The following is a 21,780-nucleotide window of genomic DNA, read 5'->3' as shown; positions in this document are numbered from 1 at the left end:
CACTTTTTTTCTATCAATGGGTATGATGGGTAGTAATACTTAGGTGAGAGGGGAAAAGGTGATGAAACAGAGTAAGGAAGAGTTTATAAAGAGTGAAGGCGCTGATTTCCCTGGAAAAACATATGTGGATTGTGTATTACAACATGTATTTGATTTTCAACGAAATTACTTATTGAAAGATATGTTTCAAGTGCATAAAGCACATATTACGATGCTGACTGAAGAAAGTTTAATAAAAATAGAAGAAGCTAAAGTTATATTAAACGCACTTAGAAAAGTAGAGCGAATACCAAAAGATAAATTGGTATATACAGAGCAGCATGAAGACCTCTTTTTTTTAATCGAACATTTAATTTCTCAAGAAGCGAAATGCGATTTTGTAAGTAATATGCATATTGGTAGAAGTAGAAATGATATGGGTGTAACGATGTATCGCATGAGTTTAAGGCGGTATATATTACGATTAATGGAACATCATTTGCTATTGCAAGAAAGTGTACTGCAACTTGCTGATGATCATAAGGAAACGATCATGCCAGCTTATACACATACACAACCGGCACAGCCAACAACATTTGGTCATTATACTTTGGCAATTTATGATACGATGCAAAGAGATTTAGAACGAATGAAAAAAACGTACCAGCTTTTAAATCAGTCTCCAATGGGGGCGGCTGCACTCTCTACAACAAGTTTCCCGATTAAACGAGAACGAGTTGCTCATCTACTTGGATTTACAACTGTAATTGAGAACTCATATGATGCTGTTGCCGGAGCGGATTATTTATTAGAAGTTAGCTCGCTACTTATGGTAATGATGACGAATACGAGTAGATGGATTCATGACTTTTTGTTGTTAGCAACGAAAGAATATGACGGTATTACTGTTGCAAAGCCATATGTACAAATTAGTAGTATTATGCCGCAAAAACGAAATCCGGTTTCAATTGAACACGCTCGTGCAATTACGAGTAGTGCTTTAGGAGAAGCATTTACAGTATTTCAAATGATTCATAATACACCATTTGGTGATATTGTCGATACGGAAGATGACTTGCAGCCATATTTATATAAAGGGATTGAAAAGGCGATTCGTGTTTTTTGTATGATGAATGCAGTGATCCTAACGATGAAAGTAGAAGAAGAAACGTTAAAAAGTCGTTCCTATAAACATGCAATAACGATAACGGATTTCGCTGATGTTTTAACGAAAAATTATGAAATTCCATTTCGGCATGCTCATCATGCAGCAAGTGCTATTGCAAATATGTCATTGGAGCAGAAAAAAGAACTACATGAATTACACTTCAAAGATGTAAATATGTATTTGCAAGAACATTTTAAAATAAATTTATTAGAAAAAGAGTGGAAAGAAATTATATCGCCAGAAGCTTTTATTCAAAAAAGAAATGTATACGGTGGACCGAGTAAAAAAGAAATGAAGCGTATGATTAAAAATCGAAAAGAGTCCTTTCGAAAAGAAGAAGATGTATTTGAAAAGGAAAAACAGAGAATTTTACAAGCTGAAAATGCCTTGAATACATTAGCTTTGAATATTATTGAATCGTAAAAGAGGGATTTAATGAATTAATCGCCAATACTTAATTAAAATATAAATAGAGAGAAGAGATTGTCGATGATTCAATTACATGTATATGAAGAGATTTTTCATTTTAAAGAAGATGTTACACCATTTCTAGAAAAGAATGAGCAGGAAAACAATCTCATATTAGGTGTATTACAAATGGTTCAAGAACCGATATTTATGGGGATAGCGAAACAAGGAGAAGACATTGCGGTTGTATTTCTGCAAACAGAAGAGAAGAAACAAATCATTGTTGCAACTTCTGAAATTTCGGGAGTAGCTATTGAGGAACTTGCAAAAGAGTTAACGAAAGTATATCCGGATATTCCTGGATTGATCGGTAATAAGAAAATTGTACAGAAATTAGCGGAAGAGATTGCGGTATTAGAAAATAAGAAAATGAATGTTGCAATGGAGCAAGGTGTGTATGAGCTGAACAGAGTAAAGAAGAAGTGTAATGCGAACGGACTTTTCCGGGCGGTAAATAATGATGAATTACCATTAATAGAACAGTGGATATATCAATTTTGTGAAGACGTAAAGCTTCCTACTACGAAAGAAGAAGCAAAACAAACTGCGCATACATTAATAACTACAAATCGACTGTTTGGTTTGGAAGTAGATAGGAAACTTGTTTCTGTAGCTGCAAAAACGAGACCAACGAAAAATAATATAACAGTTAATTTCGTATACACGCCGAAAGAAGCAAGGAAAAAGGGATACGCATCTAATTGTGTAGCGGCACTTAGTCAACGTATGTTAGATGAAGGGTACAAGACGACTACGTTATATACTGATTTAGCGAATCCGATATCGAATAAAATTTATCAAGAAATTGGTTATGAGCAAATTGCGGAGTCTGTGCTTATATTTTTAGAGAAGTAAAACAAAAAGGTGTGCAATTTTAGCACACCTTTTTGTTATTCATCAATTCTAATAATCTCGCCTTGAGGGAAGTCCTCAGTTTCTAGTAAGTTACGAATAGCTTTCGCAACATATTCAGGTGATAATAGTTTTCCTTCTTCTTTTAATGCAATGAAGCGGTCCAAATTTATGAAATCTTCTTTATTTGTTTCACGAATTTGTGATTGCATATTAGTATCAACAACACCAGGTGCAAAAGCGACGATTTTTACTGGATATTCTTTTTCTACTTCTTCAGTTGCTACGCACTGTGTAAACATATTTACACCAGCTTTCGTTGTACAATAAGCGCCCCAGCCAAAGTAAGGGTTTTTTCCTGCACCAGATGAAATGTTAATAACGCGTTTATCTACTTTCCAGTCTTTCGTATGTTTCATAAATGTAGATGTAAGAATCATAGGTGCAAGTAAATTAATGTGAACGTTCGTAATGAATTGTTCACTTTCAGCTTTTTCAATTGGCTTCATAGGTGCAACTGTACCCGCATTATTAATTAAATGAATAGAGGATACATTGTCTTTTTTAATAGATGAAATGATCTCTTTAAAGTTAGTTTCTAAGTTATGTACATCTTGAAGATCTAGGGAATGAAAAATGCAATTGCTGTTATATTGTTCTGCAAGTTTAGTAAGCTCTTTATTTTCTCTTCTAGAAATAGAGATGACAGTTGTATTTTTTTCTAATAATTGCGTAGCGATTGCCTCACCTAAACCTTGTGAAGTTCCTGTTATGATAACGTAGCGCATAGTTTTATAAACCCCTCTCATATGTGCGGAATTTTGTTGGACAACGTACATTGTATAGTTTGTCTACATTTTATAGTATAGAGCACTTTTTACTATAATTGAAATGAGATGATTGTGTGCCTTTTATAAATAGGTTTACGACAACAGTACCTGGTGCCGTCACGTTTACTGGGAATACGCTGGGACTTAGCCCTACATCACCTGCACCAGGTAATATTTTTGGTACACTTGCTGTGTTTACGACAGTAAATACAGCATTGCAAGTACCAGGGTTCCCAGCAGGGACAACAGATGAATGGCAATTGAATTCTTCAAGTGCAATTTTAAATCTTCCAGCGGGAAGCAGTGTATTATATGCAGAATTAGTTTGGGCTGGTACTTTCCGGACTGATACGGAAGATGTGTTACCATTTTTAAATGATAACATTACATTTACAACGCCAGCAGGGACGTTTTCTGTTACGCCAGATCCTGCTACCGCGCAGCAAGGTTCAGTAGGAAATCAGTTTTATTATGCTCGCTCTGCCAATGTAACAAATCTTGTTAGTGCAGGTGGAGCAGGCACATATACAACGGGTGCTGTGCCAGCTGCAAGAACTTCAGCCGACCCAACAATCAGTCGTTCAGCTGGATGGACGCTTGAGGTTGTGTATCAAAATGCAAGTTTACCACTTCGAAATTTGTCAGTATATGCAGGTCAAGAAATTATCGATGCTTCATCCCCGCCAGTTGATGCTACAATTTCAGGTTTTGCTACGCCGGCAACAGGAGCTGTTACAGGAAGAGTGCTCGTAACTGCTCAAGAAGGTGATTCTAACATTGTTGGAGATCAACTTCGCTTTGGGCCGAATGCAAATGCTACAGTTGCATTATTCGGACCGAGAAATCCTGCGAATAATTTCTTTCAGTCACAAATTTGTAATGATAGTGGAAATTTAGATACGAGCGGCACGTTTGGAGATTTGAATCAGCCGTTAGGGGTAGCTTTGGCCGTCCGAAGACAAGGGTGGGATATTACGAATGTAGATGCCTCCTCATCTTTAGTAAACAGTCAAACATCAGCAACGGTTCGATTTGTTACAAATGGAGATGGATACGCAGCAGCTGGTTTTGGTGTTCAAATTGATGCAACAGGTCCAATTATTAATCCTGTTAAATCAGTTAATAGAACAGTCGCGGGGGTAGGGGATACTCTCACTTATACAATTACGGTCCCAAATACAGGAACAGGAAGTGCAGAAAACGTTGTATTACGTGATAGTATTCCGAACGGAACGACGTTTGTTGCAGGTAGTGTTACGGTAGGGGGAGTAACACAGCCGAATGCAAACCCTGCTAATGGAATTAATTTAGGTACAATCCCAAATAACACGCAAAGAATTGTTACATTTCAAGTTCGAATAACATCATTCCCGAATCCCAATCCTATTTTAAATCGTGCAATGGTGTCATATCAATTCCGTCCCTTCGTTGGTAGTCCTCCTATTACAAGTACGTCTTCTTCAAACACAGTACAAACGACAGTGAACCAAGCAACTATTAGTATGCAAAAATCTGTAGATTTACAGACGGCAACACTTAATGATGTATTAACGTACACAGTTAATGTCACAAATAATGGAAACGTCACTGCGAACAATGTTATTTTTGTTGATAGTATCCCTGCTGGAACAACATTTGTCGCAAATAGCGTTACGGTAAATGGAGTAGCGCGTCCAGGAGCGAATCCAGCAAGTAGTATTAATCTTGGAAGTATTAATGCATCGCAAACGACTGTAGTGCGCTTTCAAGTTCGAGTAACATCGAACCCTCTTGTCAATCCAATTCCAAACCGTGCGAGTGTAACATTTAACTTTACTCCAGTGCCTGGTCAACAACCAGTTTCAGGGCAAGCGACAAGTAATACTGTAGTTACGATAATTAATATAGCTGATATAACAACGAGAAAAACAGTGGATAAAGCTTTTGCAACGGTTAACGACGTTCTTACGTACACGGTAACAATTCAAAATACAGGAAATGTACTTGCAACGAACGTTATTTTTCAAGATCCGATCCCAATTGGAACGACATTTATCGCAAATAGTGTGACTGTGGATGGGGTTTCACAACCTGGGGTAAATCCAGCGACTGGGTTTACAGTAGCTAATATATCTCCTGGCGGAAGTAGGACTGTTACATTTCAAGTACGAGTAACATCTACACCATCGGGAGGTACGATTGCGAATCGCGGAAATGTATCTGCTAATTTCGTCGTTATTCCGAATCAGCCACCGATAACAATTAATAGACAAACGAATACAGTTGTGACACAAGTTAATACAGGCGGTTTAAATGTAATAAAAGAAGTAAATACAACGCAAGCGGCGGTAGGGGATACTTTAACGTACACAATTGCCGTCCAAAATACAGGGAATGTTCCGTTAACAAATGTATTTTTCCAAGACCCTATTTCTTCTGCTGTTTCATTTGTTGCAAATTCTGTAACAATTAATGGAGTACAGCAAAGTGGACTAAATCCGAATACAGGATTCTCTCTTCCGAATATTCCTGCGGCTCAAACGGTTGTAGTCACATTTGACGTAGTAATTGTACAGAATCCAGAAAATGAAGATATTTTAAATCAAGCAAATGTAACAGCAAGCTTTCAAGTGAATCCGAATGAACCACCAGTAACAATCAATGTACCGAGTAATGTTGTGAATACGACAGTACAATCAGGAAACTTTGAAGTTTTGAAAGCAGTCAATACGGATGTTGCAACAGTAGGGGATATTTTAGTATATACAATAGAAGTCATAAATGCAGGTAGTGTACCAGCTACGAATGTATTTTTCCAAGATTCAATTCCCCAAGGGACATTATTTATTGAAAATAGTGTAGTTGTGAATGGTGTTTTACAAGAAGGGGCAGATCCAGAACTTGGATTCCCATTAAATAATTTGCCTACTGGCGCCAGTGTTATTGTTACATTTGAAGTATTAATTGATGAAATTCCCCAAGGAAATAATGTTGTAAATAATGCGAATGTAACTGGAGATTTCCTTGTAAATCCAACAGAGCCGCCGATTACTGTAACAGTACCAAGTAATACTGTTATGACGATCGTGAATTCTTCAGGGTTAAATGTAATGAAAAGTGTAAGTGCTACTGAAGCCGGTGTAGGAGATACGTTAACGTATACAGTTCGTATACAAAATAGTGGAACGGTGACAGCGACAAATGTATCATTCCTTGATCCGATTCCAGTTGGAACCACTTTTGTAGCGAATAGTGTAACAATAAACGGGACACCTCAACCAGGTTTAAACCCGACAACTGGATTTCCACTTGCTAATATTCCAGTAGGAGGGATGGTAACAGTTACTTTCCAAGTGACAATCACGAGTGTACCACCAAATAGAGTTCTTCCGAATAATGCGAATGTCACTGCTGATTTCCAAGTAAGTCCTCTCCAGCCACCAATTACAATTGTAACGATTAGTAATATTGTTGTGACGCGAGTGAATGTAGGATCACTTAATGTAATGAAGAGTGTAAATACACTACAAGCCGGTGTAGGAGATACGTTAACGTATACGATTCTTATTCAAAATACAGGAACTGTTCCTGCAACGAATATTGTTTTTCAAGATCCAATTCCGTCTGGTACTGCCTTTGTAGCAAATAGTGTGACGATAAATGGAGTCGTACAGCAAGGCGCGGATCCTATGCTAGGTTTCCCGGTACCAAATATTCCGGTCGGGCAAACGGCTACGATTACGTTTCAAGTTACAGTGACGAGTGTTCCGAGCGGTGGAAATATAAGAAACCAATCGAACGTTACTGCAAGTTTTCTTATAAATTCAGCAAACCCTCCAATAACGACTGTTACAAATAGTAATTTTGTAGTGACGCAAGTAAACACAGCACAGTTAAATATACAAAAATCTTCATCTGTACAACAAGCAGCACTTGGAGAAACTTACACGTATTCTGTTGTCATTCGAAATAACGGTACAGTAACAGCAACGAATGTCTCTTTCCTTGATCCAATTGCTTTAGAAACAACTTTTGTAGCAAATAGTGTAACGATAAATGGAACGCCACAACCTGGATTTGACCCAAATGTTGGTTTCCCGCTTCCTAATATTGAAGCTGGAACATCATTGACAGTAACGTTCCAAGTTACGGTAGTTGCACCGTCTACACGTGGAGCAGTATTAAATACAGCATCTGCTACAGCCACTTTCTTATTAAATCCTTTACAGCCACCTGTAACAACAACGAATTCAAGTAATACAACGGTAGTTACAATACCGTTACCTCCTCCTGGTGAAGTAACTGCAACAAAAACAGTTGATGTTGCAACTGGGGCCGTTGGGGATGTATTAACGTATACTGTGCTCATTTCAAACGTAGGAATTATCCCTGTTACAGATGTGTTCTTCCAAGATGTCATACCAGAAGGAACGACGTTTGTTGACAATAGTGTAACGATAGGTGGAGTGCAGCAACTTGGTTTAAATCCAGAAATAGGATTTACAGTTACTCCATTATTAATCGCTGGTGGAAGTATTGAGGTCACATTCCAAGTGACGATTACAGAAATTCCAGATAATGAAGTCATATTAAATGATGCAGATGTTACATTTACTTCACAACCAAATCCGCAGGAACCACCGATTACGGAAACGATATTAACAAATTTAGTCGTTACGACAATTAATATAGCGTTTATTTTTCCATTGAAACTAGTAGATAAAGAAGTAGCGACGGTAGGAGAAATATTAACGTATGATGTATTGATTTTTAATTTCGGAACAGTGCCAGCGACGAATGTTCAATTTATCGATACTACTTCCGCGGGTGTAGCATTTGTACCAGGAAGTGTGAGCATAAACGGGGTACCAGCACCAGGACTAGATCCTTTCATTGGTTTTACAGTTCCAGATATACCTGTCGATGATTTTGTACTTGTCACATATCAGGAAGTGGTTACAAGCATACCAGAAGGTGGAACGATTGTTAATTTTGTAGACGTTACAGCTACATTTGCTGTAAGTGAAACAGAACCCCCTATTACGGAAACAACGACAAGTAATACGACATTAACAGAAATCAATGAGCCTGGTTTGAATGTTTTAAAATCAGTGAGTCAGCCGGTTGTTGCAGTAGGCGATACAATCACATATACAACAGTAGTTCAAAATACAGGAACAGTGCCAGCAACGAATGTTCAATATAGTGATGTATTACCTTCCTCTATAGCATTCGTGCCGAACAGTGTAACGATAGATGGTGTGTTACAACCTGGATTCAATCCGAATAACGGATTCCCGCTTCCAGATATAAATCCAGGTGAAAGTGTAGAAGTCATCTTCCAAGTAACCGTTGTTAGTGCGCCATCAAACGGAACAATTGCCAATACGGCAAATGTAACTGGAAGTTTTGTATTAGTACCAGGAGAACCACCAGTTATAGTAACAGAGCCGAGCAATACAACACTTACAACTGTAAATAGAGGGCAATTTAATGTTATTAAACAAGTAAATAGGGTTGCTACTCTCGTTGGAGATATATTAACGTATACGGTTCAAATAACAAATACAGGAACAGTAACAGCTAATGCTGTTCAGTTTGTTGATACCATTTCAGCAGGAGCGTCATTTGTACCAAATAGTGTAACGATAAATGGAGCCCCGCAACCAAACTTAAATCCGATTACTGGATTTGGAGTTGGAGATATCCCAGTTGGTGAAACAGTTATAGTGACGTTTCAAGCGACAGTTACAAACATCCCGTCATCAGGAACAATTACGAACGTTGCAAATATAACAGGAAGCTTTACTTTAGTGCCAGGAGAACCACCAGTTGTAGTAACAGAGCCGAGTAATACGACGATAACTAGAGTGAATAGAGGACGATTCAGCGTTATAAAATCTGTAAATAAAGAAGCGACACGATTAGGAGATACGTTAACGTATAGTGTGCAAGTTACAAATACGGGAACGGTAACAGCAACGAATGTTCAGTTTATCGATGTTCCATCACCTAGTTTAGAATTCGTTCCTGGAAGTGTACAAATAAATGGGATTCCGCAAGTAGGTTTAGATCCATTTGTAGGCTTTGCATTGCCTGATCTTGCAGTAGGGGATAGTGTATTAATTACATTTGAAGTAAATGTAATCGCAGTTCCGCCTTCTAGTAGCATTATGAATACAGCAAGAGTAACGGGTGATTTCGAATTGATTCCAGGAGAACCTCCGTCTACAATTACAAATTCAAGTAATACGACGGTTACGCCGGTAAATAGAGGCAGCTTAGATATGCTAAAAGAAGTAGACCATTCAGTTGTTGGTGTAGGAGAAACGGTAACGTATACTGTTCGTATATTAAATACTGGTACTGCTGATGCAATGAATGTTCAATTTATCGATGTGCTATCTCAGGAAGCTGATTTCGTTCCAAATAGTGTAACGATAAATGGGGTTCCGCAACCGGGGTTAAATCCGCAGATTGGATTTACGATACCTGATATACCAGTTGGTGAGACGGCACTTGTAACATATGAAGCTACGATTACAAGTTTTCCGGATGGTGGTACAGTAGTGAACGTTGCTGGGGCGTTAGCAGAATATATTTTAGTACCAGGGGAGCCGCCAGTTACAGTGATGGATACAAGCAATACAGTTATAGTGACGGTAAATACTGCAATCTTATTTGTTGCAAAAGGAGCAAACTTTGAAGTAGCAATGATAGGGGATGTTGTCACTTACGGAATCGCTGTTATAAATGATAGTACAGTTCCTGTGACCAATATTGTGTTAACAGATATCATTGATCCGAATACGCTGTTTATAAATGGTAAGGTAACGGTAAATGATGTACCTCTTCCATTTGCTAATCCGAATACTGGTATTCCGTTAGGTGATTTTCAGCCAAATGATGCAGCAATTATTAATTTCCAAGTTGTAATAATAGGAGGGCAAGTAAATAATTTAGTTACAAATACTGCTACAGCGAATGGGCTTGCAACTGTAAATCCGAATGAGCCGCCAGTAGTAGTTGAAGGTGATAGTAATACAGTTGTTATCCCGTTTATTCCTCAAAATGTCTCAACGACAGTCGTAAAAACGGCAGATTTACAGGTAGCAACAATTGGAGATGTCATTACGTTTACGACAGTCATCACAAATACGGGTGATACTGTAATGCAAAATATTCGTTTTCAAGATATGTTAGATAGTAGTGTTCGATTTGTTCCTGGAAGTGTAACAGTTGATAATACGCCAGTGCCGAATGTAAGCCCGGCAGTAGGGTTTCTTATCGGAAGTTTAAATCCTGGTGAAGCAAGGACAGTTTCGTTCCAAGTAGCAGTACAGAGCGCGCCAAATGGTTCAGGAAATTATATAAATCAAGCGAGTATTCGTTTTGAACATCAAGTAGGCACAGTATTGCCACCTGTTACACAAATAGTAGAAAGTAACATAGTTGTCATTCCATTTGTTCCAACGATTGAACAAATTTGCGAAACAAACTTTAATTGCTTAGATAAGATTCCATTTCAATGTTCTCCGTGTAATCATTTGCATGGACATAAAAAATAAAAACAGAAAGAGCATCCTGAAAAATAATTGGATGCTCTTTTTGTTTTAATCATATAGATTCATTTTCGGGCGAGGTGAAAAATTCGTCGATTTTGTCGGAGAGTAGTAATGGAATGGCTCCTTTTATAACAGAAATGTCCCAGTCCCACCATGCGAGATTCTCTAGTTTGTCAATCGTTTCTTGTGGGAAACGATATCGAACAAATTTTGCAGGATTACCAGCTACAATTGCATACGGGGGTACGTCTTTTGTAACAACGCTCCTGGCGCCGATAATGGCCCCGTTACCAATTGTAACACCAGATAAAATACAGGATTGATAACCAATCCATACATCATTGCCGACTACGATATCACCTTTTGAAGAAGGGTGACCAGTAATATGTGCTCCTTCATCAAAAAGTGCATTAAATGGATAAGTCGTTATCCAGTCTGCGCGATGTTCACCGCCAAGTATGAAAACGACTTCTTCTGCTAATGAACAAAACTTACCTATTTTTAATTTTGTTTCATCGTTCCAAGAAAAAATGGTTGGCCCTACTTTACTATAAGTATAATCACCAATATCATATTTATTATATTCAGGTTTTTGATTTAAATATAACATGCTTCTTCAGCCTCCTTTCTCAATTAAGCGATACGTATGGAATATTATATGCAAGATGTAGTAATGTGAACTGTATTAATAGGTGAAATGAACAAAAGGGAGTGGGGTGTATGCGATACGAAATGGGTTTATATAATAAACCGTTTCAGTCAATTCAATCAGGAAAAAAAGTATATGAAGTACGCCTATACGATAAAAAACGTCAACTAATAAACAAAGGTGATGAAATCGTATTTACGAATCTTACGACAACAGAAATGATGACGGTAAAAGTAACGGAAATAAAGCGATACGAGAGCTTTAAATCTATGTATGAACAAATTGATAAAAAGTTATTGGATTGTGAAAATGATAGTTTAGAGGAAATGTTAGAAAATACATACAAAATATATACGAAAGAACAAGAAAAAGAGTGGGGAACAGTCGCGATTCGTATTGAGGAAATAAAATGATAAGAAATCGCGGGGCGGCTATTATTGTACAGGAAGGGAAAATCGCTCTTATAAAACGTATTCGAGAAGAGGAAATATATTATGTTTTTCCTGGCGGAGGGATTGAGGAAGGTGAAACGCCTGAAGAGGCAACGAAAAGAGAGGTATACGAAGAATTAGGGCTACATATAAAAGTGAAGCACCTTATTGCAAAGGTAAAATATAAAGGAAATGAATATTATTATGGTGCCTATATTACAGGTGGAGTGTTCGGAAGTGGAACAGCTGAGGAATTTCAGCGGGAAGGTAAAGGAAGTTATATTCCGTTATGGCTACCGATAAACGAGTTGGAAAAAGTGAATATAAAACCTTATGAAGTGGTCGGAAATATATTTAATCATTATAAAATATAACGTCTGACAACATACAAAAAAAACCATTGACATAGGCTTCTGATTTAAGTATTGTATTCGAGTATGTTTATAATCAGGAGGTTTATATGAGCAATCAAACTACTACACATCATGTGAAAATGACAACAGCGGATCCATCTGGAATTGGTCTATTTGGATTAGCGATGGTAACACTTGTAGCATCATCTCAAAAGTTAGGCTTAACAGATGGCGTTTCACTTGTATTACCATGGGCAATCTTTTTAGGAGGATTTGCACAAATCTTTGCTTGCATTCACGATGCAAAGCATAACAATACATTCGGTACGACAGCATTTGGTGCGTACGGCCTATTTTGGTTAGGTGTTGGAATGACTTGGTTAATTCAACTTGGAGTATTTGGCGAAAAATTAGCACAAGCTGCAGATTCAAAACAGCTTGGTGTAGCCTTTATCGGATATTTGATTTTCACAATCTTTATGACGATTGGTGCAATGGAAACACATAAAGTATTATTTATGATCTTCGTCCTTATTGATTTCTTATTTATTGGTCTTTCATTAAGTACTTTAGGTGTTATGCCGCACGCAATGCATAATTTAGCAGCATATTCTGAACTTCTTATTTCATTATTATCTTTCTATGGTTCAGCAGCAGCAGTGTTAAACACACACTTCGGAAAAGTTGTTTTACCAGTAGGGAAGCCTTTTGGTATTTTTAAAAAGTAATAAAAAAGCACAGATGATTGTATAGTCATCTGTGCTTTTTTTATTCCTCTATTTGTGGGCTGTCTGAAAAATCCTGATTGGTGAGGACTCATTAAAGTTTCACTTTATTTGAAATAAGTAATGTGAAATGTAAATAAAAGTAGAAAAAAATCAATTGAAATTGATTCTCATTATTAATATAATGAGAATGAGAATCATTTATTGTTAGAGGGGGATGCCAAAGTGGCAAAAATTTTAATAGCTTATGCAAGTATGTCAGGAAATACAGAGAGTATTGCTGATTTAATTAAAGTTAGTTTAGATGCTTTTGATCATGAAGTAGTATTGCAAGAGATGGAAGGCATGGATGCTGAAGAATTATTAGCTTATGATGGAATCATTTTAGGATCTTATACGTGGGGCGATGGTGAATTACCATTTGAAGCGGAAGATTTTCATGAGGACTTAGAAAATATAGATTTAGCTGGGAAAAAGGTAGCGGTATTCGGATCAGGTGATACGGCGTATGAACTGTTTTGTGAAGCGGTAACGATATTTGAAGAACGCCTTGTAGAACGAGGTGCAGAGCTTGTACAAGAAGGGCTGAAAATTGAATTAGCTCCAGAAGATCAAGAGGATGTTGAAAAATGCAGTAATTTTGCAATTGCATTTGCTGAGAAGTTCTAAGAATGGGAGTGTCAACGTGGAGACGATGTTAAGTGCAACTGCTATTACAAAGTTAAGAGATGGAAAACTGTTGTTAGCTACTACATATAATGGCTTATTTGTTGAACAAGACGGAGAATGGAAACGAATTTTAAATGGTTTTCAAAAACGAATTAGGGATTTACATAGCGAAGATAATGTAGTTTATGGTGTAGGTGACGAAGGGATTTTTATTCGTAGTATAAATGGTGGAGAGAACTGGACAATTCAACGTTTTCCAACAAAAGCAACAAGTTGGAATGTATGTAGCAATGTACAAGGAACTGTTGTTGCTCATGGAGAAAAAACGCTGTATCTTTCTAATAATTTCGGTTCTACATGGGAGACTATTCATCCGTTTCTTGAGTATGGCAGTGCGGCACCGTCTATTCGATCATTATTTTTATATAAACATTACTTATTTATTGGTACGAAAATACATGCTAAATATGGTGGTGTTTGGCTCTTTGATTTGAAGACACGTAAATTAAAGAGGATTAAAATTGCGATGAATCAAATGATCTCCGCGTTGACTTTACACAATTCTTATTTAGTGGCGGCAAGTGGATCGTGCAAGGGAGTTAGCGGGAATATTTCTTATTGTAAAATAGATGATAGTATTGCGAGTGAAAAAATATATTGGCATACATGTCAAAGTGAGCAGAAAGCAAGTAGTTATTTAGACTTAAGTGTAGACCAACATGTCTTATATACAACTTCAACGCAAAATAAGGTGGGTATTAGTAGTGTGTGCCGTGTACTTCTTGACGAAGGTATTGTTACAGTATGTGATTCAGTTAAAGGGCACGGATGGCGCATTGTTAATCAAAAAGATGGTTATGTAGTAGCTGGATCAGGTGAATTAAAAGCAATGCAGTGGGAACAAAAAATAATTTGAGAAAAAAACTTTACTTTTATTATATTGATATGATATAGTATGTTTAAACCATTTTACTTTTAATAATATAGAGATTTAAATGAGCTGTAACTTCCGAGGAGGATAGCAATGTTAAATCTCCTCAGGGGTTGCAGTTTTTTAATATCTGGCTTATTATTGTAAGGTGGTTGAAAATGAATATGTACATATAGGTACATTGTAGGAGGATTTTTTTCATGCAAAACGGTAAAGTAAAATGGTTTAACTCAGAAAAAGGTTTCGGTTTCATCGAAGTTGAAGGCGGAGAAGACGTATTCGTTCATTTCTCAGCTATCCAAGGCGAAGGCTTCAAAACTTTAGAAGAAGGTCAAGAAGTTACTTTCGAAGTAGAACAAGGTAACCGTGGACCTCAAGCTACTAACGTAAACAAGAAGTAATTTTTGAAAAAAGAAGGGCTCGCCCTTCTTTTTTTTTGCATTTTTATAGATATCCTCCTACTTACATATCATAACAAGACTGAATTTTCATTTATTTATTCGTAGTATTTTTGTATAAAGTACATGAATAAATAAATACTGAAAATAAAGTGTTTGTGTGAAAAGGAATTTAGAAAGAGGTAAATAAATTGAAAAACGCTACACATTTCATTGTGTTTGATATTGAGAGGAATTTCAGACCGTATAAATCAGAAGATCCGTCAGAAATAGTTGATATCGGAGCTGTAAAAATAGAAATAGGTACAATGAAGATAATTGAAGAATTTTCGGAGTTAGTAAAACCAAGTGCACGATTAACTCGTCATACAACAAAATTAACCGGTATTACGAAGAAAGATTTAATGGATGTAGAAAAATTCCCTCAAATTATAGAGAAATTTATTCAGTTCATCGGAGAAGATTCTATATTTGTTTCATGGGGAAAAGAAGATTATCGCTTTCTATCTCATGATTGTACATTACATGGTGTTGAATGCCCCATTATAGAAAAAGAAAGTAGAATTGATTTGCAAAAATTTGTTTTCCAAGCATATGAGGAATTGTTTGAACATACGCCAAGTTTACAATTTGCGGTAGAACAGCTCGCTTTAACGTGGGAAGGGAAACAGCACCGTGCTTTAGCAGATGCCGAAAATACAGCAAATATACTTCTTAAAGTGTATAGCGAGAGAGATATTAATAAGCGATACAAAAGACATGGTGAACTTGAACTTGTAAAGAACGGGAAACTAACGGAAAAAGCGAAAAAAAAGATGCGAAAATGGGTGTTTAAAGAACTAAAGAAAAATACAGAACGCCCTTTTGAATGGAGTACATTTGAAAGTAGTGACACGTGGGAAAGTATAACGGAAAGATATTATATAAGTGAAAATACAGTAGAACTCCTGAAAAAACATTTTCGTACGGCAGTGAGAAAAGCGGAACGACAGATTAGGTATTTGGCTGAGATGGAGGAGAATGTAGAGGTTAAATGATATTCTCCTCTATTTCTAGCTACATAAATTTAACATCATTATACTGATGGATGAATAAAGTATTCATATTAAATAGGAATTGATTTGTTGTGATTGGGCCATTATAATTGCTTTGAAAATTAAGGGGTGGTAAGAATTTTTAAATGCATTCATAAAATTAGAGCCCATAGAAATGAAAGAGGGTAGAGTTAAATGGAAGCAATCTTTAACATTGTAACAGTTTTAGTTTTGGGGATAATATTTGCCACGCTATCAGCAGTAATTATACTTCCTTTCATAGCAAAGAAGAAGAATTGGAAAAAGCTTAATATATCTTTAAAGCGTGGTGTATTAAAGATTAAAATCGAAGAGTAAAATATGAGTTTTATACAAGGGAGGTGTGATAGTGATAGACTTGGATATTAAAGACGTCACCGTACAGATGGAATTAAACGGTGTCTTTTGGAATGAGGATGGGGTTGCTGAAATAACGGTGACTACAAAAGCTGAGCATTCTCTTCTTCTTCGTTTAGTAGTTGACTTAAAAAGTAAAACTATTAGGGCGACAAGTGCCGACATAGTAAATGGATTCTGCCCTCTGTGCAAACAGAAAAAGGACAAATGTAGTGAACTTAATGACTTGCAAAACAAAATGGAAATTTTAGAAGAAGCCTACGATTGGGTGAGAGAGCATCCGGAATATCGTTTTCAATTATCTTTTTACGAGTATAATAAATTTGAGGTAATGAAGTGAAGTTTTCATTTTACCAACATACATAGTGACAACTCTAATGGAAATACGCTTGTACAACAAGGAAGGAATTTACTTGATTCTGCGACAATTGATATCTTGGATCAATAATAATTTTTAAAAATAAGCATATTTTTGTTATAAATCAGGAAAAACGATTCTATTAAGAATCGTTTTTTAATATAAACATCAACTAAGCTCAAAATAAAAGAGCGCTTGTTAAAAGCGCTCAGTAAAAAATAATTATATGGAAGTATTTATTCAATACCGCTCGGATCATACGAATACTGTTGCTTATTCTCAATCCGCTCAATCACATCTTGCAGCTCATCTGGCTTCAGAAACTCAATAGGAGAGAAGCCCTTCTCAAATGTAAGTGTATCAGCCTCAATCATTAATACGTATCGATCATTTACCTTTGCAATATGTATTTGATCCCCGAAATCAGCAAGCAAAGCCTTCACAGAGATATGATCTGCTTTTAGTTTTAATTCCACTTCAGGAGCATGCTCGACGATTTGGGCAGTTGCTTCCATTACTTCTTCGGTTGAAAATTGTTCCATAATTTCGCGTTTCGGACTGGCAGCCCATACTTCCATCGCTTGGTCGAATTGTTCGCGTTCTTCCGTACCTTCTTCAAATACATCTTCAATTTGGTCGTATACCATGTCCATTACTTGTGTTTTCATAATTTCAGGCATAGAGCGTTCATATTCGACGAATTTTAAGAAGTCTTCAAAGTAGCGGGCATGTGATGCTTGGTGTATTTTTAGTTCGCCTACTTCAACCATACCTTCTTCAGGCATGTATGGGTATTGGATAGATTTCATATTCTTTGTTGTGATGGCCATTTCAACGTTACGAATCAGTGTTGATTCATCAGAAATAGAAGCAACCTTTGGTTCGAAGTCGCATTTCATTACGAATACAAATGGATCATCAAAGTATTTGCGTAGTTTTGCCTGAGCAATTAAAAATACACCACCGCGTACAGCGCTTGTGTCAAGATATGTATAAACGAGAGGTTCGCTCATATCTTTAAAGTTGTCCTTTGTTTCTGCAAAGCGAATACGATTAAAAAGGTTGTAATGAGGGTTTGAATCAAGTTCGTGCCCTTCCTCTACAATAAAGCGACCAATTTTTGTTGGGGCTTGTTCTGTTTTTGCATGACGTTCTACTTTTCGCTTCGATATTTTTAATAACTCACCATTCAAAAATTCTTTTAAGGAGCTATCTTCATATTCTTCAGCGTCTAAAGTTTGAAAATGTTTGTAGCGTTTATCAACTGCTTCACCTTTTCCTTCTACTTGTACAACATAAAAGGAAAGATAATTTATTTCAAAATCCATATTTATCACCTTGTTTCATTTCATTAACTCTTATCAGTATAGAGATGGAAAAAACTTTCGTCAATTTATATAAGGAAGGGGGAGCCCCTTCCTTATATAATTTTTATTTTCTCGATTAAAATCCGTCTTCTAATGCTGCGAATGGAATGTTTAGTCTGTTTTCTACTGTACGTAAACGTTGGTTTAAGCGGTTTAGTCTACCTGTATGGCGCTCAACTGTATTTTCTAGTTGACGTACTCTTTGTTCAAGCTCATTTACGCGTCTTTCTAATTGACGATTTCCAGTGCCAGGAAAAGAGATTGGAAGTTGGAATTGTCTATTTTGGTCATATGGATTCGTTTGCTCTGCTTGATCTATATAAGATTGATATTGTGCTTGTAAGTCATACTGTGGTTGTTGGTACGCATATTGATTATATGGATCATATGGATTGTAGGGATACATAATAACATCCTCCATTTCTTTAAAATAGGTTGAATTCACCATAATGTATGTGCAAAAGCGGAGCGGTGGCACGGCAAATACCTATTTATGTTGACGGGATTTCTCTTTATCCCGCATTAACGGGCAGTAAGACCACACTGATTAAAGTTTCACTTTATAAAAAATAGCTTGAGGGTTTTTGATTTGTATTTCTTTTGCTTGATGGTATATACTGGATAAAAGAAAGAGTTTACATAAAAGTTACAATTCTATCAAACTCAAACTTTTATGTAAATATGTATAGACATTTATAAAAGAAAAGAGTAATTTATATAGAGTGAAAAATAACTTGTAACATTTTATAAACATATTGTAAAATGATTGTAACAAAACATACATAAAAATGAAATAAATACATAATAGTGATGTTGGGGAAAGGGAGAGAGTATATTGTTCCGTAAAGTAAAGGGTATATTAGTTGGGGTGTTATGTGTAGCTGTAGTGAGTGGCTGTGGTGCAAAAGTAAGTGATGTTGCATTGGTAAGTGATATTGGTGGGCACACTGTAGAGGCTAAAGCAGAAGTGCAGGATACTATTAGTTTAGTTGATGGCCGAACTGGTACTGAAGTGAAAAAATTAGATTTATCTGGTTTAGGCTATTTCGAAGATGAAGCGAAATTTAAAAAGTCTGTAACAAAGGTTGTTGGTGAGGTTGGAAAAAGCGTCGACAAAAAAATGGTTCCTTCACGTATAGCACCTGATGGAAGTTGGCAAGAAGGAAAACCTTCTTATGAATTAATGGAAAAAGAATTAGTAGATAAATTGTTAAATGTTGGTATGTGGGATGCTACGTATCAGTTGCCGATCGTGGAGAAAAAACCAGTCGCAACATTAAGTGATGCGCAAGGAAATGGTACGGTAATTGGTAGATATGAAACGAACTTAGGTGGTTCAACAGGTGGCCGTATTGAGAATATTCGTTTGTCAGCAGCGAGCATAAATGGAGTTGTGTTAGCAAAAGGAGACCGTTTCTCTTTTAATTCATTAATCGGTGATACAACACCAGATAAAGGATATCAATTAGGGAAAGAAATAGTTGATGGTAAATTAGTAGATGGATATGGCGGTGGTGTTTGTCAAACATCTTCAACTTTATACAATGCAGCAGATCAAGCTGGCCTGAAAATGGTGGAGAGAACTACACATTCTAAAACGGTAGGTTATGTTCCACAAGGAAGAGATGCTACAATTGCATATCCATATTTAGATTTAGTATTTGAAAATACGAATGATGCACCTGTGAAGCTTTATATGGGCATTCAGGGTGGAAAGCTAGTTGCTGAAGTACATAAAATGAGATAAGAGTTAAAAAGCCACCTTTTCTAAAAGTTAGAAAAGGTGGCTTTTTATTATGAAAAAAATGCATGTAAATTCTGACTTTTCTTATTTACATAGGATGATTTTAGTTGTATCCTTCATAGTAACGGTTATATGTAATGGGAAAATATAGGGATAAGGAGATGAAGTTATTCATGGTACAAATTCATCCGAAAACACGTATTGGTCATGTTGAATTTAAAGTGAAAGATTTAGAGCGTCAAATTGCTTTTTATGAAAATGTTGTAGGCTTAGAGGTAATTAAGCAAGAGGGAAATAAAGCATATTTATCTGGAAAAGGTGGAAAGAACGCGTTACTTGTTCTTGAAAAGTTAGAGGACGGGGTACTGCAAGAACCGCGTACGACTGGTATATATCATGTAGCCTTTTTAGTTCCGACTCGTGAAGCTTTTGCTTCTGCGCTATTTGGGGTTCTTCGTAATAAGAATGTAATTGACAGCCCGGCTGAGCAAGAAGGGCGTTATACATATTCAAATGAAATTTTACCAATTTCAAGGTTTAATAGTGCAAGTGATCATACGTATAGCGAAGCTTTTTATTTGCAAGATTTAGAGGGGAATGGTATTGAAATTTATGCAGACCGTCCGCGCGATCAATGGGGAGAAGGGCCAGGAGGAAGTACACCACTTGATTTAAAAGAATTGGCAACACTCGTTGATTATGAGTTTGCTGGTTTGCCTGCTAATACTGTCGTTGGGCACGTACATTTACGAATAGCTGATGTAGAGAAATCACATGAATTTTATGTGGAAACAGTAGGTTTTGAAGTACAACAGCGTGAAGAGGATTGCTTATTTATTTCAGCAGGGGGATATCATCACCATATTGGTGCAAATACGTGGAACGGAGTAAACAATCCACACCCACCAGTACATGCAACTGGACTAAAGGTATATGCGATTGTACTACCGCATAAAGAAGCATTAGATGAAGTGAAAGAAAGATTAATAGAAAAACAACATGAAATAAATGAAACTACAAATGGGTTTGCGGTAGTAGATCCAAGTGGTATTACAGTGCAGTTTGAAATAGAAACAGTGTAAAAGAAGCGAGAAAGTGTATAATCACTTTCTCGCTTCTTTTTGATCATTCATAGCTCAATCCAAAATCTTCTTACTACATTTCCATCTTCCTCAGTGAAATCATCATCACGAATCCCGCCGTTATGTAAAATCGTTTTTTCAGAAGCGGTATTTACTGCGTCGCAAACGACAAGTACTTTCGTGATGTCTAATTCCTTCGTTTTTTCTAATGATAATGCTAGTAACTTCGTAGCATAACCTTTTCTTCTTTCAGAAGGGCGAATGCCATAACCGATATGACCGCCAGCGTTAAATAGATGTTCAGTTAAACTATGACGTATATTAACAGCTCCCACAATTTTATTTTCATCTGTAACAAGCCAATATGTAGAGTCTGGTACCCAAGTTTCAGGGATATTTATTCCGTTATGCGCATCGAGAAGTTCTTGAACCATAGCTGGGAAGTTGGCAGGATTTTTTGTGATAACCCACGGGATCATTGTTTCACCGCTATCTTTCCATTCGTTATAGAAATCTAAGTATTCTTCTTGTAAATCAGTAGTAGGTGTAAGTAATGAGAGGTTCATTGTTAGTAAGCTCCTTTAGTTATGTAGTTTTTATAAAAAATTATGAAACAAAGTGAAAGCGTTTTCCGGAATTTCTCAACCTAATTTCATGCAATCCACCTTTGGTTTTTTAGAAAATTAGTGAAGGTTTAAAATTAGGAGTTATTTGTTTTATGTTAATATTTAAAATATTAACATAAAACAGTCGGAGTATTAAGTGTATTTTAGTGGTATTCTTTCATGTTGATAAATGGATG

Annotated in this window: 19 protein-coding genes; 14 read left to right on the top strand and 5 right to left on the bottom strand. The window is 36.5% G+C overall.

The features are described 5' to 3' along the window. Nucleotides 1–61: 61 nt before the first annotated feature. Both argH and N2V79_RS17035 read left to right on the top strand, forming a co-directional pair. Nucleotides 62–1,570, top strand: a complete 1,509-nt coding sequence (gene argH / locus N2V79_RS17040) for an argininosuccinate lyase (RefSeq protein WP_000813967.1) — start codon at nucleotides 62–64, stop codon at nucleotides 1,568–1,570. 66 nt (nucleotides 1,571–1,636) lie between these two features. Then, nucleotides 1,637–2,470, top strand: coding sequence for a GNAT family N-acetyltransferase (locus N2V79_RS17035; RefSeq protein ID WP_000615371.1), 834 nt, complete (start codon nucleotides 1,637–1,639; stop codon nucleotides 2,468–2,470). A gap of 35 nt (nucleotides 2,471–2,505) precedes the next feature. Here the strand turns inward: N2V79_RS17035 and N2V79_RS17030 are convergent, their stop codons facing one another. Continuing rightward, on the bottom strand, nucleotides 2,506–3,255 hold the full coding sequence (locus N2V79_RS17030; protein ID WP_065484849.1) for a (S)-benzoin forming benzil reductase: 750 nt from the start codon (nucleotides 3,253–3,255) through the stop codon (nucleotides 2,506–2,508). A gap of 116 nt (nucleotides 3,256–3,371) precedes the next feature. Here N2V79_RS17030 and N2V79_RS17025 point away from each other — a divergent pair, with 116 nt between their 5' ends. Continuing rightward, nucleotides 3,372–10,844: a DUF7507 domain-containing protein gene (locus N2V79_RS17025; protein WP_340720096.1), complete on the top strand. Its 7,473-nt coding sequence runs from the start codon at nucleotides 3,372–3,374 to the stop codon at nucleotides 10,842–10,844. 49 nt (nucleotides 10,845–10,893) lie between these two features. Here N2V79_RS17025 and N2V79_RS17020 read toward each other — a convergent pair whose 3' ends face one another. Further along, entirely contained in the window at nucleotides 10,894–11,451 is a 558-nt protein-coding gene (locus tag N2V79_RS17020; RefSeq protein ID WP_000966308.1) for a CatB-related O-acetyltransferase, read from the bottom strand. A 110-nt stretch (nucleotides 11,452–11,561) separates the two neighbouring features. Here N2V79_RS17020 and N2V79_RS17015 point away from each other — a divergent pair, with 110 nt between their 5' ends. The 9 genes from N2V79_RS17015 to N2V79_RS16975 all read left to right on the top strand — a co-directional run bounded on the left by N2V79_RS17015 (nucleotide 11,562) and on the right by N2V79_RS16975 (nucleotide 16,767). Continuing rightward, nucleotides 11,562–11,903 carry an ASCH domain-containing protein gene (locus N2V79_RS17015; RefSeq protein WP_199663955.1) on the top strand — a complete coding sequence of 114 codons (342 nt, stop codon included), beginning with the start codon at nucleotides 11,562–11,564 and terminating at the stop codon, nucleotides 11,901–11,903. After that, nucleotides 11,900–12,295: an NUDIX hydrolase gene (locus N2V79_RS17010; protein ID WP_000620821.1), complete on the top strand. Its 396-nt coding sequence runs from the start codon at nucleotides 11,900–11,902 to the stop codon at nucleotides 12,293–12,295. The genes N2V79_RS17015 and N2V79_RS17010 overlap by 4 nt, the downstream gene beginning before the upstream one ends. A gap of 86 nt (nucleotides 12,296–12,381) precedes the next feature. Continuing rightward, the gene (locus N2V79_RS17005) at nucleotides 12,382–13,002 is read left to right on the top strand and encodes an acetate uptake transporter (RefSeq protein ID WP_000070938.1); all 621 of its coding nucleotides are present in this window, start codon (nucleotides 12,382–12,384) and stop codon (nucleotides 13,000–13,002) included. A gap of 222 nt (nucleotides 13,003–13,224) precedes the next feature. After that, nucleotides 13,225–13,668: a flavodoxin gene (locus N2V79_RS17000; RefSeq protein ID WP_001062759.1), complete on the top strand. Its 444-nt coding sequence runs from the start codon at nucleotides 13,225–13,227 to the stop codon at nucleotides 13,666–13,668. A 16-nt stretch (nucleotides 13,669–13,684) separates the two neighbouring features. Continuing rightward, nucleotides 13,685–14,584: a WD40/YVTN/BNR-like repeat-containing protein gene (locus tag N2V79_RS16995; protein ID WP_340720095.1), complete on the top strand. Its 900-nt coding sequence runs from the start codon at nucleotides 13,685–13,687 to the stop codon at nucleotides 14,582–14,584. Between the two features lie 215 nt (nucleotides 14,585–14,799). Further along, complete coding sequence (gene cspB, locus N2V79_RS16990; protein WP_001179150.1) at nucleotides 14,800–15,000, top strand: cold shock-like protein CspB; 201 nt, start codon at nucleotides 14,800–14,802, stop codon at nucleotides 14,998–15,000. A gap of 188 nt (nucleotides 15,001–15,188) precedes the next feature. After that, nucleotides 15,189–16,034 (top strand): exonuclease, encoded by an 846-nt coding sequence (locus tag N2V79_RS16985; RefSeq protein WP_053563856.1) that lies wholly within the window; start codon nucleotides 15,189–15,191, stop codon nucleotides 16,032–16,034. 192 nt (nucleotides 16,035–16,226) lie between these two features. Beyond that, entirely contained in the window at nucleotides 16,227–16,388 is a 162-nt protein-coding gene (locus N2V79_RS16980; RefSeq protein ID WP_078400509.1) for a hypothetical protein, read from the top strand. A gap of 31 nt (nucleotides 16,389–16,419) precedes the next feature. After that, entirely contained in the window at nucleotides 16,420–16,767 is a 348-nt protein-coding gene (locus N2V79_RS16975) for a hypothetical protein (protein ID WP_340720094.1), read from the top strand. Nucleotides 16,768–17,021: 254 nt separating this feature from the next. On the opposite strand, the gene N2V79_RS16970 is transcribed toward N2V79_RS16975, so the two are convergent. Both N2V79_RS16970 and N2V79_RS16965 read right to left on the bottom strand, forming a co-directional pair. Next, nucleotides 17,022–18,113: a DUF3900 domain-containing protein gene (locus tag N2V79_RS16970; RefSeq protein WP_088023553.1), complete on the bottom strand. Its 1,092-nt coding sequence runs from the start codon at nucleotides 18,111–18,113 to the stop codon at nucleotides 17,022–17,024. Between the two features lie 115 nt (nucleotides 18,114–18,228). Beyond that, nucleotides 18,229–18,558 carry a hypothetical protein gene (locus N2V79_RS16965; RefSeq protein WP_340720093.1) on the bottom strand — a complete coding sequence of 110 codons (330 nt, stop codon included), beginning with the start codon at nucleotides 18,556–18,558 and terminating at the stop codon, nucleotides 18,229–18,231. 429 nt (nucleotides 18,559–18,987) lie between these two features. On the opposite strand from N2V79_RS16965, the gene N2V79_RS16960 reads away from it, so the two are divergent. Both N2V79_RS16960 and N2V79_RS16955 read left to right on the top strand, forming a co-directional pair. Then, nucleotides 18,988–19,899 (top strand): VanW family protein, encoded by a 912-nt coding sequence (locus N2V79_RS16960; protein ID WP_000488980.1) that lies wholly within the window; start codon nucleotides 18,988–18,990, stop codon nucleotides 19,897–19,899. 170 nt (nucleotides 19,900–20,069) lie between these two features. Beyond that, entirely contained in the window at nucleotides 20,070–20,978 is a 909-nt protein-coding gene (locus N2V79_RS16955) for a VOC family protein (protein ID WP_016084530.1), read from the top strand. A gap of 47 nt (nucleotides 20,979–21,025) precedes the next feature. Here N2V79_RS16955 and N2V79_RS16950 read toward each other — a convergent pair whose 3' ends face one another. Continuing rightward, a complete protein-coding gene (locus N2V79_RS16950; protein ID WP_069356047.1) occupies nucleotides 21,026–21,544 on the bottom strand; it encodes a GNAT family N-acetyltransferase in 519 nt (172 codons plus the stop codon). Nucleotides 21,545–21,780 lie beyond the last annotated feature (236 nt).

The sequence above is a fragment of the Bacillus sp. CH_70 genome, assembly GCF_038007045.1.
Taxonomy (GTDB): domain Bacteria; phylum Bacillota; class Bacilli; order Bacillales; family Bacillaceae_G; genus Bacillus_A; species Bacillus_A cereus.
The sequence above is the reverse complement of the archived record's forward strand: the minus strand, read 5'-3'. Positions and strand labels throughout refer to the sequence as shown.

Excerpts from the sequence above, each read along its gene's own strand:
- N2V79_RS17010 (WP_000620821.1), top strand. The coding sequence starts at position 11,900 with ATGATAAGAAATCGCGGGGCGGCTATTATTGTACAGGAAGGGAAAATC.
- N2V79_RS17030 (WP_065484849.1), bottom strand. The coding sequence starts at position 3,255 with ATGCGCTACGTTATCATAACAGGAACTTCACAAGGTTTAGGTGAGGCA.
- N2V79_RS16980 (WP_078400509.1), top strand. The coding sequence starts at position 16,227 with ATGGAAGCAATCTTTAACATTGTAACAGTTTTAGTTTTGGGGATAATA.
- N2V79_RS16970 (WP_088023553.1), bottom strand. The coding sequence starts at position 18,113 with ATGGATTTTGAAATAAATTATCTTTCCTTTTATGTTGTACAAGTAGAA.
- cspB (WP_001179150.1), top strand. The coding sequence starts at position 14,800 with ATGCAAAACGGTAAAGTAAAATGGTTTAACTCAGAAAAAGGTTTCGGT.
- N2V79_RS17035 (WP_000615371.1), top strand. The coding sequence starts at position 1,637 with ATGATTCAATTACATGTATATGAAGAGATTTTTCATTTTAAAGAAGAT.
- N2V79_RS17005 (WP_000070938.1), top strand. The coding sequence starts at position 12,382 with ATGAGCAATCAAACTACTACACATCATGTGAAAATGACAACAGCGGAT.
- N2V79_RS17015 (WP_199663955.1), top strand. The coding sequence starts at position 11,562 with ATGCGATACGAAATGGGTTTATATAATAAACCGTTTCAGTCAATTCAA.
- N2V79_RS16965 (WP_340720093.1), bottom strand. The coding sequence starts at position 18,558 with ATGTATCCCTACAATCCATATGATCCATATAATCAATATGCGTACCAA.
- N2V79_RS16955 (WP_016084530.1), top strand. The coding sequence starts at position 20,070 with ATGGTACAAATTCATCCGAAAACACGTATTGGTCATGTTGAATTTAAA.
- N2V79_RS16950 (WP_069356047.1), bottom strand. The coding sequence starts at position 21,544 with ATGAACCTCTCATTACTTACACCTACTACTGATTTACAAGAAGAATAC.
- N2V79_RS17020 (WP_000966308.1), bottom strand. The coding sequence starts at position 11,451 with ATGTTATATTTAAATCAAAAACCTGAATATAATAAATATGATATTGGT.
- argH (WP_000813967.1), top strand. The coding sequence starts at position 62 with ATGAAACAGAGTAAGGAAGAGTTTATAAAGAGTGAAGGCGCTGATTTC.